The sequence below is a fragment of the Sulfurimonas sp. genome (genome assembly GCF_028694605.1).
Lineage (GTDB): Bacteria > Campylobacterota > Campylobacteria > Campylobacterales > Sulfurimonadaceae > Sulfurimonas.
Map to the genome: position 1 here is coordinate 1 of NZ_JAQVKP010000015.1, position 15531 is coordinate 15531.

14 protein-coding genes are annotated in these 15531 nt (G+C 42.6%); 11 read left to right on the plus strand and 3 right to left on the minus strand.

Going from position 1 to position 15531, the window contains the following annotated elements:
* Window positions 1-135 precede the first annotated feature (135 nt).
* Genes mtnK through PHY84_RS09460 form a run of 3 tightly spaced genes read left to right on the plus strand, consistent with a single transcriptional unit; the run spans window position 136 to window position 4396 of the window.
* Entirely contained in the window at window positions 136-1362 is a 1227-nt protein-coding gene (gene mtnK, locus PHY84_RS09450; RefSeq protein ID WP_299859202.1) for an S-methyl-5-thioribose kinase, read from the plus strand.
* Window positions 1352-2431 carry an S-methyl-5-thioribose-1-phosphate isomerase gene (gene mtnA / locus PHY84_RS09455; protein WP_299859204.1) on the plus strand — a complete coding sequence of 360 codons (1080 nt, stop codon included), beginning with the start codon at window positions 1352-1354 and terminating at the stop codon, window positions 2429-2431. The genes mtnK and mtnA overlap by 11 nt, the downstream gene beginning before the upstream one ends.
* Before the next feature lie 3 nt (window positions 2432-2434).
* Window positions 2435-4396: a bifunctional aldolase/short-chain dehydrogenase gene (locus tag PHY84_RS09460; RefSeq protein WP_299859206.1), complete on the plus strand. Its 1962-nt coding sequence runs from the start codon at window positions 2435-2437 to the stop codon at window positions 4394-4396.
* Here PHY84_RS09460 and PHY84_RS09465 read toward each other — a convergent pair.
* Window positions 4393-4839 carry a hypothetical protein gene (locus PHY84_RS09465; RefSeq protein WP_299859208.1) on the minus strand — a complete coding sequence of 149 codons (447 nt, stop codon included), beginning with the start codon at window positions 4837-4839 and terminating at the stop codon, window positions 4393-4395. The genes PHY84_RS09460 and PHY84_RS09465 overlap by 4 nt on opposite strands.
* Window positions 4840-4954: 115 nt before the next feature.
* Here PHY84_RS09465 and PHY84_RS09470 point away from each other — a divergent pair, with 115 nt between their 5' ends.
* The 5 genes from PHY84_RS09470 to PHY84_RS09490 are packed head-to-tail and all read left to right on the plus strand — an operon-like array spanning window position 4955 to window position 12801.
* On the plus strand, window positions 4955-7753 hold the full coding sequence (locus PHY84_RS09470; RefSeq protein ID WP_299859210.1) for a helicase-related protein: 2799 nt from the start codon (window positions 4955-4957) through the stop codon (window positions 7751-7753).
* Between the two features lie 17 nt (window positions 7754-7770).
* On the plus strand, window positions 7771-8667 hold the full coding sequence (locus PHY84_RS09475) for a DMT family transporter (protein WP_299859212.1): 897 nt from the start codon (window positions 7771-7773) through the stop codon (window positions 8665-8667).
* 29 nt (window positions 8668-8696) lie between these two features.
* The gene (locus PHY84_RS09480) at window positions 8697-10841 is read left to right on the plus strand and encodes an EAL domain-containing protein (protein ID WP_299859213.1); all 2145 of its coding nucleotides are present in this window, start codon (window positions 8697-8699) and stop codon (window positions 10839-10841) included.
* A gap of 2 nt (window positions 10842-10843) precedes the next feature.
* A complete protein-coding gene (locus PHY84_RS09485; RefSeq protein ID WP_299859214.1) occupies window positions 10844-12601 on the plus strand; it encodes a Na/Pi symporter in 1758 nt (585 codons plus the stop codon).
* Window positions 12598-12801, plus strand: coding sequence for a hypothetical protein (locus PHY84_RS09490; RefSeq protein WP_299859216.1), 204 nt, complete (start codon window positions 12598-12600; stop codon window positions 12799-12801). The genes PHY84_RS09485 and PHY84_RS09490 overlap by 4 nt, the downstream gene beginning before the upstream one ends.
* On the opposite strand, the gene PHY84_RS09495 is transcribed toward PHY84_RS09490, so the two are convergent.
* Together PHY84_RS09495 and PHY84_RS09500 are read right to left on the minus strand one after the other, a co-directional pair.
* A complete protein-coding gene (locus PHY84_RS09495; RefSeq protein WP_299859310.1) occupies window positions 12798-13577 on the minus strand; it encodes a CheR family methyltransferase in 780 nt (259 codons plus the stop codon). The genes PHY84_RS09490 and PHY84_RS09495 overlap by 4 nt on opposite strands.
* Window positions 13577-14146, minus strand: a complete 570-nt coding sequence (locus PHY84_RS09500; protein ID WP_299859218.1) for a CheB methylesterase domain-containing protein — start codon at window positions 14144-14146, stop codon at window positions 13577-13579. The genes PHY84_RS09495 and PHY84_RS09500 overlap by 1 nt, the downstream gene beginning before the upstream one ends.
* A 77-nt stretch (window positions 14147-14223) precedes the next feature.
* Between PHY84_RS09500 and luxS the strand changes: the two genes are divergently transcribed.
* The 3 genes from luxS to PHY84_RS09515 are packed head-to-tail and all read left to right on the plus strand — an operon-like array spanning window position 14224 to window position 15518.
* Window positions 14224-14727 (plus strand): S-ribosylhomocysteine lyase, encoded by a 504-nt coding sequence (gene luxS / locus PHY84_RS09505; RefSeq protein WP_299859220.1) that lies wholly within the window; start codon window positions 14224-14226, stop codon window positions 14725-14727.
* Between the two features lie 4 nt (window positions 14728-14731).
* Window positions 14732-15034, plus strand: a complete 303-nt coding sequence (locus PHY84_RS09510; RefSeq protein WP_299859222.1) for a hypothetical protein — start codon at window positions 14732-14734, stop codon at window positions 15032-15034.
* Entirely contained in the window at window positions 15018-15518 is a 501-nt protein-coding gene (locus tag PHY84_RS09515) for a hypothetical protein (RefSeq protein ID WP_299859224.1), read from the plus strand. The genes PHY84_RS09510 and PHY84_RS09515 overlap by 17 nt, the downstream gene beginning before the upstream one ends.
* Window positions 15519-15531 lie beyond the last annotated feature (13 nt).

The window sequence follows — 15531 nt, forward strand, 5'->3', positions numbered from 1 at the left end:
TATTTGATTGATGTTTTGTATTATTTTTGTGGTAAAAAATTATAACATTTACATGATTTCAAAAGGCTTTTTAAAATTTAAATTAGCTTAAATTATTGGTTGTTTGCGGGAATCTGCAAGTGGCTCAGGTGAATTATGGATTATAAAGAATTAAACAAAACAACTGTTTTGGAGTATGTTGCAAATGTTGATAGTGTCGCGGATTATTTTGCAACTGATGAGCTAGAAGTAGTTGAAGTAGGGGATGGAAATCTCAACTACGTTTATAAGATAGCCTCATTGAATGATTCAAAAAAGGCACTTATCCTCAAACAGGCGGTGCCGTATCTGCGTTGTGTCGGCGAGGAGTTTTTGTTAAGCAGGGATCGGATGCGTTTTGAAATACGTGCACTTCAAAAATTTTACTCTATCTTTCCATCATTTGTGCCAAAAGTCTATCATGCAAATGAGGATATGAGTTTGGTAGTGATGGAATACTTAGATGAGCATATTATCATGCGCAAAGGATTGATGGAAGGGGTTGTTTATAAAAATTTTAGCGAACATATCTCTACCTATATGGCGGCAACACTTTTTTATACCTCTTTGCTTCATATAAGCAGCGGTGAGAAAAGGGCGCTTGTAGAAAAATTTAACGGCAATGCGGAGTTGTGCAAACTAACAGAAGATTTGGTTTTTAGTTTCCCCTTTATGGAGCATGAAACCAACGATAATGAAAATGTAAAAGAGAATCATGATGCACAAAAACTTTTTTTAGATATGGAATTTAAAGAGAGAGTTTTAGGGCTGAAATATAAGTTTATGACACAAAGCGATGCACTTATTCACGGGGATTTGCATACTGGCTCGATTATGATTAATGAAAAAGAGACCTATGTAATCGATCCTGAGTTTGCATTTGTCGGACCTTTTGGTTTTGATATAGGCGCACTTTTGGCAAATTTGGCAAACAGCTATGTACATCACAGTGTTGTGACAAAAGACGAAGAGTATAAAACATGGCTTTTGCAAACCATCAGAGAGGTTTTAGAGAAGTTTAGTGAAAAATTTTTGAGCTTTTGGAGCGAATCGAAAAATTCTGCGCTTGTAGTAGATGGTTTTTTGGATGGGGCTGCGCTTCAAAAATATAAAGAAAAGTTTGTTTTGAATATTTTGCGAGAGAGTGTCGGATTTGCAGGATGCAAGATGGGGCGCAGGGTTTACGGTGTTGCCGGCGTTGCAGAGATACGCGGGATAAAAGATAGTAAGTTGAGAAGGCGAGCCGAATCAATGGCGCTGAGTGTTGCTAAAGCTTTTGTAATGGGGTATGATAAGATTCAAAATTGTGATGAGGTAGTGGAGATAATTAAAAATGCAGGGTAACTACAGGGCTTTATGGCTGAGTGATGCCATGTTTGATGAGTGTTTAGAGGTTATTGACCAGCGTCAACTCCCCTTCGTTTATGATACAAAATATTTGACAAACACCCAAGAGGTTGTAAATGCTATAAAAAATATGACTGTTCGCGGTGCCGGAGTGATTGGGAGTGTTGCGGCATTTGGGATTTATATAGCCGCCATAGAGGTTGATGGGGATTATGAAGCACTTTGTGAAAAAGCGGTTTTGATAAGAGAGTCTCGCCCCACGGCAGTCAATCTTATGTGGGCAGTCGATACGATGATGGAGCATCTTGAAGGTTCGGACGATGTTATAGAAGACGCAAGGGCTTTTGCCATAGAACTTAACGATAAAGAGGCGCAGGAGAGTAAAAAGATAGCGGAGTTTGGCTGTGACATCATAGAGGACATTTTAAAAAAGAGCGGCAAAACAAAGATAAATATACTTACCCACTGCAACGCCGGCTGGCTTGCGGTTATTGACGAGGGAACGGCACTTGCACCCATTTATGAGGCAAAGCGAAGGGGCATCGATGTGCATGTATGGGTGGATGAGACACGCCCCCGAAATCAAGGTGCGTCACTCACGGCATGGGAGCTATCCCAAAGCGGTATAGATTATACAATCATAGCTGACAATACCGGTGGGCATTTGATGCAGCATGGAATGGTGGATATGGTTATTGTCGGTGCCGACAGGGTAAGTGCAAACGGCGATGCGGCAAATAAAATAGGAACGTATCTCAAAGCGCTCTCGGCGTATGACAACGGTGTCCCGTTTTACGTGGCGCTTCCTATGTCAACTTTTGATTTTGAGATAGATGAGGGTCTTAAAGAGATACCTATAGAGCAGAGAAGTGCGGATGAGGTAGTGTTTATCAAAGGGATAGATGCAGAGGGCATTGTTCGTGAAGTTCGTATAACCCCGCAAGATTCAAAAGCACTAAATTACGGCTTTGATGTTACCCCTGCAAGACTGATAACGGGGCTGATAACAAACAGAGGGGTTTGCAAAGCGGACTTTGATGAGATAAAAGAAAAATTGAGAGGATAAAGAGTGAAAAGTTTATGGGATGATAAAGAGGCGTTAAATTATAAAATGGATTTGGATTTGAGGGTTTATACTTCAAGGCTGTTGGGGCGCGATACATCTTTGGTGCTTCACGGCGGCGGAAATACTTCTGTAAAATCAACTGCCGTAAATCTTTTTGGCGAGAGTGAAGAGATACTTTATGTCAAAGGCAGCGGTTGGGATCTTGCAACTATTGAGCCTGAGGGCTTTTCTCCCGTAAAGATGGATACGCTTCTTAAAATGGCGGAGTTGCAAGAGCTAAGCGATACCGACATGGTCAAGTATCAACGTCTTGCCATGACAAACCCGTCTGCTCCAAACCCGTCAGTTGAAGCGATTTTGCATGCCATCATCCCTTTTAAGTTTGTTGACCATACGCATGCCGATGCGGTTGTAACCATTACAAATACCCATGGCGGCGAGGAAAAAATCAGAGATATTTACGGCGATAAAGTACTTATAATCCCATATATAATGCCTGGGTTTGTGCTTGCAAAACTTGTCTATGAGATGACAAGAGATGTTGATTGGAGTGCTTTGGAGGGGATGGTTCTTATGAATCACGGGCTTTTTACATTTAGCGACAATGCCAAAAAATCTTATGAGAAAACCATAGAGTTGGTTGGCATGGCAAAGGAGTATCTTGAGAAAAAGGGTGCCGCTTTGGAGCTTGACAGCGTGGCTTCTTCAGTGGAGCTGCTCACCCTTGCAAAAATCCGCAAAGAGGTCTCAAACCTAAAAGGCGCTGCGGCTATCTCCATCTTTAACGACAGCGATTTGGCTGTGCATTTTTCAAAGCAGGATGTTGAGAAAATTGCAACGCAAGGACCGCTTACGCCTGACCATGTTATACGTACAAAAAGAGTTCCCGCCATTTTGGGAGATGATTTTAGCGCCGATTCGGCGGATTATGTAAAAGAGTATAAAGAGTACTTTCAAGCTTACAAAAAAGATGAGACACTCCTAAATCCTGCACCTAATTTTGCAATCCTTAAAAGCGGGGGAACGCTTTGTTTCGGTGCAAACGCAAAAGAGGCAAATATCATCAAAGATATAAACGAGCATACCTACGAGGCGATTCTTAGAGCGCAAAAGCTTGGCGGTTATAAGGCGCTTAGCGCTGCGGAGATTTTTGAAGTGGAGTATTGGTCGCTTGAGCAGGCAAAACTCAAAGGCGGCGCAAAGCTGCCGGAGTTTAGCGGAAAAGTGGCTCTTGTTACGGGTGCGGCAAGCGGGATAGGTTTGGCAATCGCCAAGATGCTAAATGCAAGGGGCGCAGCAGTTGTTGCCCTTGATATTAATGGCGAAGTTGAGAAAATCTTTTTAAAAGCCGATACAGTGGGCATAAAATGTGATTTGACAAAGAGCGGAGAGATTGAAAGTGCGGTTGCAAAAACAATCAAAAATTTTGGCGGAATCGACATAGTTGTAAGCAACGCGGGTATTTTTACGCCGAGCGAAAATCTTGACATGCTTAGTGATGAAAACTGGCAAAGAAGCATGGATATCAACCTCACTTCGCACCAGAAGCTTCTTAAACAGACGGCGCCGTTTTTAAAGCTCGGAATTGACGCGACAATAATTATGGTTGCTTCCAAAAACTTTCCGGCTCCGGGGAAGGGTGCGGCAGCTTACTCCGTTGCAAAAGCAGGGCAGACACAGATTGCACGCATTGCGGCGTTGGAGCTTGGAGAGTATGGAGTGCGTGTCAATACGCTTCATCCGCATGCGGTCTTTGACACGGCTATCTGGACGGATGAAGTTTTGGAAAAAAGGGCAAAAGCGTACGGTATGAGCGTGGAGGAGTACAAGACAAACAACGTGCTTAAAACAGAGATAAACTCAAGCGATGTTGCAGAGCTTGTCTGTGCCATGGCGGGAGTGGCGTTTGCAAAAACGACAGGCGCTCAAGTAGCGATAGACGGCGGAAGCGACAGAATTATTTAGCTCTTCATATAGAGCATTCTCTTGATATTGTCGGGCATATTTTCCAAGGCAAAACTCTTCTGGTCTTTGATGTAAGAGGGGAGTTTAAAATCTTTTGATGTCAAAAGTGTGAAGAGTTTTTGCAAATCCTCATTTTCGATGCGCTTGTGCTTTATCTCCATCTCTTTTGCGATGCGAAGAAAAAATGTGAGTAAAACCGACTCTGCTTTCTCGTTGACCGCATCGCTATAGATGATATTTTCAAACTCTTGACGCATAGTCAGGACATTGTACTCGCACAGCTCGTCAAGTTTTTGAGGATTTTCGGTACCCAGATAGTTTAAAATATTTAAGATAAGGTTGAGAAAAAGAAGGTTGGTTTTGTCGATGACCATATTGTTTTTTTCAAGCTTCTCTTTGTAAAGCAAAATCTGGGGTTGTCTTTCTTTAAAATAAGCTAACATTTTTTGAACCTTTTTTTTTAGGTTATTTTAGCACCATGAGGCTGATATCGCACTTTCTAAGTGGTGTTAAAGTAGAAAATTAATAGAATGAGAAGATATTGCAGGGAGCCAAAACATGGCAAAAAAAAGTAAAAAAAACTCCAAAATCAACCAGAAAATCAAAAAATATTTTGACGGCGACCCTTTTGATGTGGGGGTTTCAAGGGTAAGCACGCAGACGCTTAGCGAACTTTTTCATTATCTTGGCATCTATGATGTGGAGGGAAGCAAAGAGATGCTTCTTAAAGTGGCACGGATGATTTGGAGTGAGGTGGATAGTGATTATCGTGGGGCGATTTTGGATTTTTTCGAGCAAGAGGGCAGGATTTACAAAGCAACTGCACAAAAAGAGCAGAGTTTGGAGCGTGATGGCAAGATAGATATGCTCATAAAAGAGCTAGACACGACCCCAGAGGAAGCAGGGCTTTTGCGTGAAGCATTTATGGATGTGAGAAGCAAAAAAATCACCATCGAGAAGATGGAATCCAAACTTCGCCACATACGCTACAGCCTCAAAAAAGAGCGCATACAAAAGAGAGTGGACGGGGTTTTTGATATAGACGACTCTTTGGAGTTTAACGCCTCGCTTCGTTATGTTATCTATGGGCAAAATTTTCATAAAATCCTCACGCTAAACACGAAAGTTTATGAGTATGACTATCTGCAAGAGGGTGAAGAGGATGCGCTTGTCAAAGAGATAGAGACCGAAAAAGAGCGTGTTGTGGCGTTGAAGCAAAAAGAGATAGACGGCTTTTTGGCAACGCTTGGGGATGAGCATCCATATTTGAGCCAAAAAGAGATAGCAAGTGCGCTCAGAGCCGCACCGCCAAAGTCAAAGCTCTCTTACCCGCCGCTTAAAGAGGAGATTTTAAAGCGCATCGTCTCTGGTGTGTTTGGCGAGAGCGAGTTACAGCTTCATGATGAGGAGCTTCTTATCGCCATCGCCCAGAGTTGTACGCTTCCCTACGCAAACAAAGAACAACCCTATACTCTTGAACTGCATGTTGAGTTAAACTCGCTTTTGGGAGAGATTTGGAAGAGTAAAACGCTTGACTTTAGCGAGGTGATAGCGGCGGCAAAAAAAGAGCATGAGGAGCATTTTTTTGCAGACCTTTCATCTTTGGTTGCGGAGTGCGGCTCTTGTGCCACGCTGCTGCATCTAAGTCCTGAAACACTCCATGCAAAAGTATATGATGCCCTGCTTGAACTGCTTCCTATGTCGCTTGTTATCTCTCCGAAAACTGCACGCAAAACACTCAAACGCTTTACTTTCTCCATCCATGAAGCCATAGCCAAAAAACAGCGTTACGAACTCCTTGCACGCACGATTAGGGATTTTAAAAACCTCTTTCCGCTTGCCCGTGACATGCGGCGCAAACTCGTACTTCACATAGGACCGACCAACAGCGGCAAAACCTATCAGGCTATGCAAAAGCTCAAAAACGCCGATACGGGCTACTACCTTGCACCGCTAAGGCTTTTGGCGTTAGAGGGGTATGAAGATTTGAGAGAGAGCGGGATTGATGCCTCGCTTATCACGGGCGAGGAGCAGATACTTGATGAAGAGGCGACGCACATCAGCTCTACCATCGAGATGTGTAACTTTGATGTGGATGTGGATGTGTGTGTGATAGATGAGGTGCAGATGATAGATGACCGTGACCGTGGCTGGGCATGGGCAAACGCTATCATCGGCGCACCTGCAAAAGAGATTATCATGACGGGTTCGCCAAATGTCAGAGAAGCGATTGCCGCACTTGCGGCTTATTTGGGCGAGGAGCTTGAAATCGTGGAGTTTGAGAGAAAAAATCCGCTTGTGCTTCTTGATGCGCCCGTTCATGAGAGAGAGGTAGAAGAGAAAACAGCCATAATCGCCTTTAGTCGCAAAGATGTGCTTAAGCTAAAACAGATATTTTCAAAGTACTTTAGTGTGAGTGTGGTTTATGGAAATCTCTCGCCGGAGGTGCGGCGTGAAGAGGCGAGACGCTTTCGCTCGGGCGAGACGCAGATTTTGGTTGCTACCGATGCCATCGCCATGGGACTTAACATGCCCATCAAAACTATACTTTTTTCCAAAGCCGAGAAGTTTGACGGCGTAAACGACAGAAATCTTCTGCCGAGTGAAGTACACCAAATCTCGGGGCGTGCGGGAAGATACGGACTGCATGAAAAGGGATATGTTGGGGCTTTGAGTGCGGATGTACTGCATATAGTGAAGAAAAATTTTCACAAAGAGGCGCATAAAATCGCCGTACCTTTTAAAGTGATGGCAAATCTCGACCATATCAAGCTTGTAGGCACCATACTGGAGGAGAAGTCGCTTCATGAGATACTCAAGTTTTTTGTTAAAAATATGGAGTTTGACGGTCCGTTTGTGGCGACCAATCTTGATGATATGCTGGAAGCTTCCGTGCTTGTGGATAGTTACGACCTGGATTTGACCACAAAATACCATCTTACATGTGCGCCGCTTACGCTAAAATCGCCTTATATCACAAGCGTCTATGAGAGCTACCTTGGCGCAATGGAAAAAAAGATACCCATACCCTACGCCATGCCCATCCTTACAAGCTCGCACGCCCAAACCACAGACGATCTTTTGCGTGCGGAAGATATGGTAAAGGAGATTTCGCTCTACCTCTGGCTAAGTTACCGCTTTGGCGACTACTTTATCGACACAAACAGAGCAAGATCCGCAAGGGGAGTTTTGAACAAATTTATAGAAAACTCACTCCAGCAAAACCAACTCGCCACCAGATGCAGAATGTGCAACGCCCCGCTCCCCCCAAACTCCCCATACGGCATCTGTCAGGCATGTTTTAAGAAAAACTATACGGGGCGGGGAGTGAGCGGCAGGGGTTATAGAAGTAAATGAAAAAATAAAAGCTAAAAATGAACAACACTAAAAATCAGACACGCTATTTTATACTTATGATTATCGCTATGCTTTTTTGGGGCATCGCTTGGACGGCGGGGAAGGTGGCGGCGGAACATTCAAATGCTCAGGTGGCGGCATTTTGGCGGTATGGGGTCTCTTTTGTAGCTGTCATTCCTCTTGTGAGTTACTTTAAAACACCCTTTAAAAGTGATGCCAAAGGGTATGGCTATATGCTTTTGGCAGGGGTGCTTACCTCGCTTTTTAACTATCTCTTTTTTGCGGGGCTTTCTCATGGGGATGCCGGGTACGGCGGGACGATTGTTACCTCGCTTGCTCCAATCATCACTTATGCGCTCTCTATCTCTTTTTTGGGTACAAAAATCTCGTCAAGGCAGATTACAGCACTTTTCATCGGGGTTTTGGGTGCGCTTATCCTTCTTCGCATCCCTTTTGATGGGTTTGGGTTTTTGGATGCGCAGAGTTTGTATTTTTTGGGGTGTGCGTTTGTCTGGGCAATTGTAACGGTTGTCTCGCAAAAAGCGGCAAAGAGAGCGGATTTGATGTTTTACACTTTTGTTGTTTTTGGCGTAACGGCTTTTATAAATATGCTTTTCGCACTTCCTTATGCGCCGTTTGATTTTGCGGCGTATGACACTGTTTTTTGGGTAACCATCATCTTTATCGGAGTGATTCCGGGGACATTTAGCACTGCGCTTTATTTTGTCTCGGCGGGAGTGGTCGGGGCGCATAGAACTGGAGTTTTTATGTTTATAGTTCCTGTGGGCGCCATCATCTCAAGCTGGATTGTCTATGATGAAGTTGTGGCGCTCTCGACTGTGCTGGGCTGTATGTTGGCATTTGTAGCAGTTGCTTTGTTTGCTATGAAAAAATTTAGATACAATACAAATTAATGGAAATTTAAAAAAAGAGGCAGTTTTTCATGCAAAAAGATGTTTTGGTTAGCACCATACTGCACAACGGTGTAAAACCCTTAAAAAAAAGTGATTTGGTAAGCGATGCACTCTGCTGCATGGATAAAAACTCTATAAGTTCGGTTGTTATAACAGATGAAAACAACTCTCCTATCGGTATCTTTACGGAGAGAGACACACTTAAAATAGTATCCAGTGCTATAGACTGTAACACACAACTCTCAGAGGTAATGACAAAAAACGTTTTTTGTATAGATGCTGGTACATACATTCATGATGCTTATATTTTGATGGAACAACATGAATATAGACATATTGTCGTTGTCAACAAGAAAAATGAGTATATGGGCGTGATAACAGAGGGTGATTTTTTAAGACATATGGGATTTGAAGATGCCGCAAATGTCAAGTTGGTAAAAGACAATATGAACAAGTCCATATTGACGATAACGCCCAAGACTTCACTTGTCAAAGCCGCTCAGCTTATGACACAAAAAAAATGTGATTATGCGGTAGTTATGAGCGGCACAAAACCTCAAAGCGTGATACATGAAAGGGATATTACAAAATTTTTATCAAACCATAGTAACATCCATGAGGCGAGCATAGAGGAAGTGAACCATCACCGCATGTATGTTATAAAAAAAGATGCTTCGCTCAAAGAAGCTTCCGAGATGATGAGTCAGCATGGAGTTCATCAGCTTGTTGTCGTAGATGCTGCCGATGTTTTGGTCGGGCTAATCTCCAGACATGATCTGCTAAAAGCGATGCACAGAAGCTATTTTGACTATCTTTATAAAACCATTGAGGCAAAAGTGCAGAGAGAAAAAGAGTTGCTGCTGCATAAAGAGGAGCTTGAGAAGCTTGCAAATTATGATCAGCTTACCAAACTGCCAAATAGGCTCTTTTTTTTAACGTATCTCAAAAAGTCGGTAGCAAGAATGATTCGAAACAAGCAAAAAGTGGCAGTTGTGCTTTTTGGTTTGGATAGATTTAAAGATATCAATGACAGCTATGGGCATAACATCGGCGATGAGGTGTTGTACATTATAACCCAGAGGCTTTTAAAGAGAGTAAGAGAGGGAGATTTTCTCTCAAGGCTTGGCGGTGACGAGTTTGCTTTGATTCTTGAAAACATAGACTCCGCCAATGATGTCTCAATGGTACTTAGGGAGATGTTATCGGCTATTTCGGCAGTTGCGGAGCTGTCAAACGGGGTTGAGCTGCACATAGAAGCGAGTGCGGGAGTAACAATAGCGCCAAACGATTCTACGGATGTAAGGGAATTGCTACAGTATGCCGACAGTGCGCTAAATGATGCAAAAAAGAGCCATAAAGGGTATTTTTCCTACTATACAAACGAAATGACCCAAAAAGCACAGGAGAAGGTCACTTTTGAAAATGCTCTGCATAACAGCATCAAAAACGGTGAGTTGGAACTCTACTATCAGCCGCAAGTTTATATACAAACAGGAAAAATCATCTCAGCTGAGGCGCTGATACGATGGAATCATCCCGAGAAAGGTCTGGTAAGCCCAAATGTTTTTATCCCCATAGCCGAAGAGAGCGGTCTTATAAACAGTATCGGGGAGTGGGTTATTCATGAGGCATGCAGACAGGGAAAAATATGGGAAGATGCGGGCTATAACCTTACCATCGCCGTTAATGTTTCAGCCAGCCAGATAAAATACCAAAATATACCCAAGATAGTTCAGCAAGCGATTCAGGAGAGCGGATACAGTGCCAGCAAGCTTGAGATAGAGCTTACGGAGAGCTCTTTGATGCAAAGAGAGGAAAATGTTGTGGAGATGCTTCACCTTTTGCGTGCAAAAGAGATACGCCTTGCGATAGATGACTTTGGGACAGGGTACTCCTCTTTGAGCTATCTCAAGCGATTTCCCATAGATGTACTCAAGATAGACAAGAGCTTTATAGACGAGCTGCCACACGACCAAGATGATGCCGCTATCACCGTAGCCGTGATAGAGATGAGCAAAGCCCTTGGCTATCAGGTTCTTGCCGAGGGTGTGGAAAACGAAGAACAACTGGCTTTTTTAAAACAAAAAGGCTGCACGATGTATCAGGGGTATATCAAAAGCAAACCGCTTCCTGCACAAGAGTTTGAAGCATTGTTGAGGGCATGTTTGGTGTAGATATGATGCTACGAAAATACTATTTCCAATTTTTTTTACTCTCTCTTGCTTTTGTGCTTTTTTATGGAGAGGATTATAGAATTATTATTGCGGGGATAGCCATTTTTTTGGTGGGGATGCTCTTTATGGAAGAGGGCTTCAAACTCTTTAGCGGCGGGGTGCTTGAGAGGGCTTTGCAAGTAAGTACCGATACCCTCTTAAAAGCTATCGGTACTGGTTTTGCGGCAACTGCGATTATGCAGAGTTCCTCTTTGGTTTCTGTTATCGTCATCTCGTTTTTAAGTGCGGAGCTTATCACTCTTAGCGGTGCCGTTGGTGTTATATTTGGCTCAAACATAGGAACAACGGCAACCGCATGGATAGTTTCTGCTTTTGGTGTCAAGATAGATATCGCAACCTTCGCAATGCCTATGATAATTTTTGGTGTGGTTTTAAAATTTGCACAGGACAAAAGCTACCTTGGGTTTGGAAAGATTCTTCTTGGGCTTGGATTTGTCTTTTTGGGTATTGACTATATGAAAGACGGCTTTGAGGTTTTGCAGCAAACGTTTGATATGTCAAAGTTTGCAGTAGAGGGATATCTCGGTGCCTTGGTTTATATCTCGCTTGGGATTGTAGCTACTGTTATCATGCAATCAAGCAGCGCAACTATGGCGATAATCATTACAGCACTTGCAACAAACCAAATCGTTTATATAAACGCTCTTGAACTTGCAATCGGAGCAAATGTCGGTACAACAATAACAGCTGTTTTAGGCTCAATATCTTCAAACTCCAATGGAAAAAGAGTTGCTCTGGCGCACTTTATCTTCAACGTTACAACAGCTACGGTAGCGGTTGTTTTGCTCTACCCATTGAGTGATTTAACTGTATTTTTAGCTTCCAAAATAGGCATAGCAGACAGTGACTATGCGATGAAACTTGCTCTTTTTCATACTATTTTTAATATTATGGGTGTCCTTCTTGTCGCACCTTTTACGCAAAAACTTGTCAAATACCTTGAAACTCTTTTCATAGAGGTAAACATCTATGCACTCAAACCGCTCTATCTCGATAAAGTTGTTATCAATGTCCCCGATGCGGCGATTGAGGCGATAAAAAAGGAGACGATACGTCTTTATGAGAGTGCGATTGAGGCGATTGCGCACTCTATCTCATTGCACAGACACATGTTTATCAAAAGCCCCGATATCGCAAATGTTGTCAAAAACTCTGAGATAAGCATCAATGCGGATATAGATGAGTTTTATGCGAACAAGATAAAATCTCTCTACAGCGATATCATCCACTATGCAACGCTCTCGCAGGAAAATATGAATCAAGAGAGCCAAAATCGTGTTTATGAGCTAAAACTCGCCTCTCGGGACATTGTTGAGGCAATAAAAAATATGAGAGATTTGCAAAAAAATATCTTTTACTACTCAAAATCAAAAAATATTTACGTCAAAGATGAGTACAACACCATTCGTATCTATATCGCCAAAACGATTGATGCCATAGAGAAGCTTAAAGAGCATGCGGATGATTTGGATGTCCTCTTTGCAATCGAACTTCTAAAAGAGAGTACAAAGGCACTTGAGAGCATCAAAAACAGCCGTATTGATACGCTTATAAGAGAAAGCAAGGTGGACGCAAAAATGGCAACATCGCTTATAAATGATAGCGCATTTGCTTATGACGTAACACAAAAGCTAGTACACGCCGCAACAATTTTATGGATAAAAGATAAGGATATCAGAACTTTAGGGGGAGAAAAATGAAGATAAGTAAAGTTTTAGAGGGAATAGAGAAGCTCTTTTTTAGCGTCAATGATGACAAAAAACAAGAAAAGCTCAAAGAGAAGCTTTTAGATAAGATAGAAGAGACAAAAAAAGAGCTAAAAGATGCCTCTTCGGCAGAAGAACAAGAAAATCTCAAAGACAAGCTTTATATCCTAAAAAAACTGCTGGATCGGGTTTAAAAAAGATCCGCATGTCCAAAAAATATCTCTTGCTTTGGATTTGTACGTAAACTCTCCAAAATCTCTCTGGCTTTTAGTTTTGTTTCTTTATCAAAGTAGATGAGCATGTTGCGGCTGAGTATAAAATCAAACTTTCCGATGCCCTTAAATGCCGAGTCGAAAAGATTGAAGACTTTGAGTGAGACTTGCGATTTTATGCTCTCATGAAGTATGTAAACGCTGTCTTCTTGCCTAAAATAGCGTTGTAAAATAGTCTGGGATAGGTTTTTGATGTTGCGCTCTTTGTAGCGTGCCTCTTTTGCTTTGTCGATGGCATCTTGGTTTATATCTATCCCTAGTATATGAAATCTGCTCGGCGCAACGCCAGCCTCTAGGAGCGCTATGGCTACGCTGTAAGGCTCTTCTCCGGTCGCACACGGAGCGCATAAAATCTCTGCTCTCTCCCCAGAATTTTTCACAAGCGTTACAATTTCCTCTATCTGCCTAAATTCACGGTAAAAAAATGTTTCATTTGTTGTAAGTGCATCTATAAGCTCTTGTCTGAGCGTTTTGTCAAATGAGACTTTCTCTAAAAGTTTGCCAAATGAGCAGATATTTCTTTGTCTGCAAAATGTGATGAGTTTGTTTTTGAGGATGCTTGTATGTTTGTCAAAAGTAACGCCCGTTTCATTTTTGAAGTAGTTTGCAACCAAAAAAACATCATTATACTCTTCAACGCAATGCTCTTCTGTGCGGCTTGCATACGGCTCTTTTTTTTTGAAAAAATCGAAAAACATCAGTTGCAAAACTCTGCTATTTTATTTTTTATCTCATCTGTGCTTAAAACTTCTATGCCATCTACCTCTTGCCTTGCTCTTGCAGGCATGCCGTCAACGATGGCACTTTGGGCTGTTTGCGTGAGCATTCTTGCTCCATGAAGTGCCAGCTCTTTGCACCCTTGCACCCCGTCATCGCCTATGCCAGTGAGTATAACGCCGAGTATCTGAAATCTTTTGGCGTAAGGAGAAAATGCGCTAAAGACGGAGTTGATATCGGGGTTGAAATGGTTCTCTTTTGGCGGCGATAGGTAAAAAACAAGCCCCTCTCTCTCCTCAAGAAGCCTCACAACCCCTTGCGCAACATAGATGTATCCGGTCTCAAACACCATTTTGTCTTCTATGATGCGAACGCTGTTTTTGCTATGTTGACTTAAGCGCTTGGCAAAACTTCCAAGAAAATCACTAGCCATATGTTGCGCAATGATGATAGAAGTATATCTTAGAAGCACAAGTGCTTTGATGATGCTCTCTATCTGCCCCGGGCCGCCTGTCGAAGCTCCGATAAGAACAACTCTTCCAATTTCCATTTGCCACCACTGATTTTTTTGGTTATTGTAGTCTATTTTTCTAAAAACGATACAATAGCTTCAAAAAAGGAAATTTTATGCCGTTACTAGATAGTTTCAAAGTTGACCACACAAAAATGCCTGCTCCTGCCGTGCGCCGTGCAAAAGGGATGAAAACGCCAAAGGGCGATGACATCACAGTTTTTGATTTGCGCTTTGTTGCGCCAAATAAGGAGATTTTGTCTTCTGAGGGTATCCACACTTTAGAGCATCTTTTTGCGGGTTTTATGCGAGACCATCTCAATTCCAGTGATGTAGAAATTATCGATATTTCGCCGATGGGGTGCCGTACAGGTTTTTATATGAGCCTCATCGGTACGCCTGATGAGCAGAGAGTGGCTGATGCGTGGAGTGCTTCTATGCAAGATATATTAAAAGTAAAAGAGCAAAAAGATATCCCGGAACTCAACGTTTACCAGTGCGGCACTTGTGCGATGCACTCGCTGGAAGATGCCAAAGCAATAGCCGCAAAAGTGCTTGAGAGAGGCATCGGCGTAATGGACAATGATGCGCTGGCTCTTGATGAAACAAAGATAGGATAAGCCCATGTATATCTTGGTACCGATGGACGACAACGACCTAGAAGAGGCACATATCACAGCCATAAACGAAGCAACGGTATGGGTGCAGCTGCTAGTAGAAGAGGGAAGAGTCGTAGAGACAAATACAAACCAAGACAAAGATGCATTTGAGAACCAAAGCCAGATTTTAGTCGTAAAAGACGACAACGAATATGTCTGGCCATTTATAGAATTGGGCATGATGGTGTTGGTGGCGCATATCCAAAGAAGCGTTGATGATATAGTCGAGGCATATCTTTTTAGAGAACTCAATGAGCTTAGATACTAAACTCTCCCAATTTCGGGAGCTTTTTAATCCTTTGCCGGGCAACCGCTACCTTGAAGCAACAACCACCCCTGATGCTATCACTGAGCTTTTTGGCGAGATGATGCATCAAGTCGGCGGCGAGCTTCATCTAGCCCTTTATGGCACTCCAAACGAGGAAGAATTGGCAGGCATCAACGCAAAAGTAGAGCGTGGATTGGGTTTTGCCTCCCCGTTCCGTGCCGCCCCAAGAGACCATGACACAGTTTTGCTCAAAGATATATTTGCCGCACATCAAAACAAACCAATGATACTAAAACTCTCATACACAACTCTGGCAAACACCGCAAATATCATTATCATGGAGAAAAAAGGGATGATTGACACACTCGAAGTAATGCAGATGCTAGAAGAACATGAGTTCCGCTCCCCAAACACCATAGAAATAGTAGAAGGCTACGACCTTATCGTAGCAAAAAAGATGCACATGTGGGGTAATGGACTATAACTGTTTTTTGATA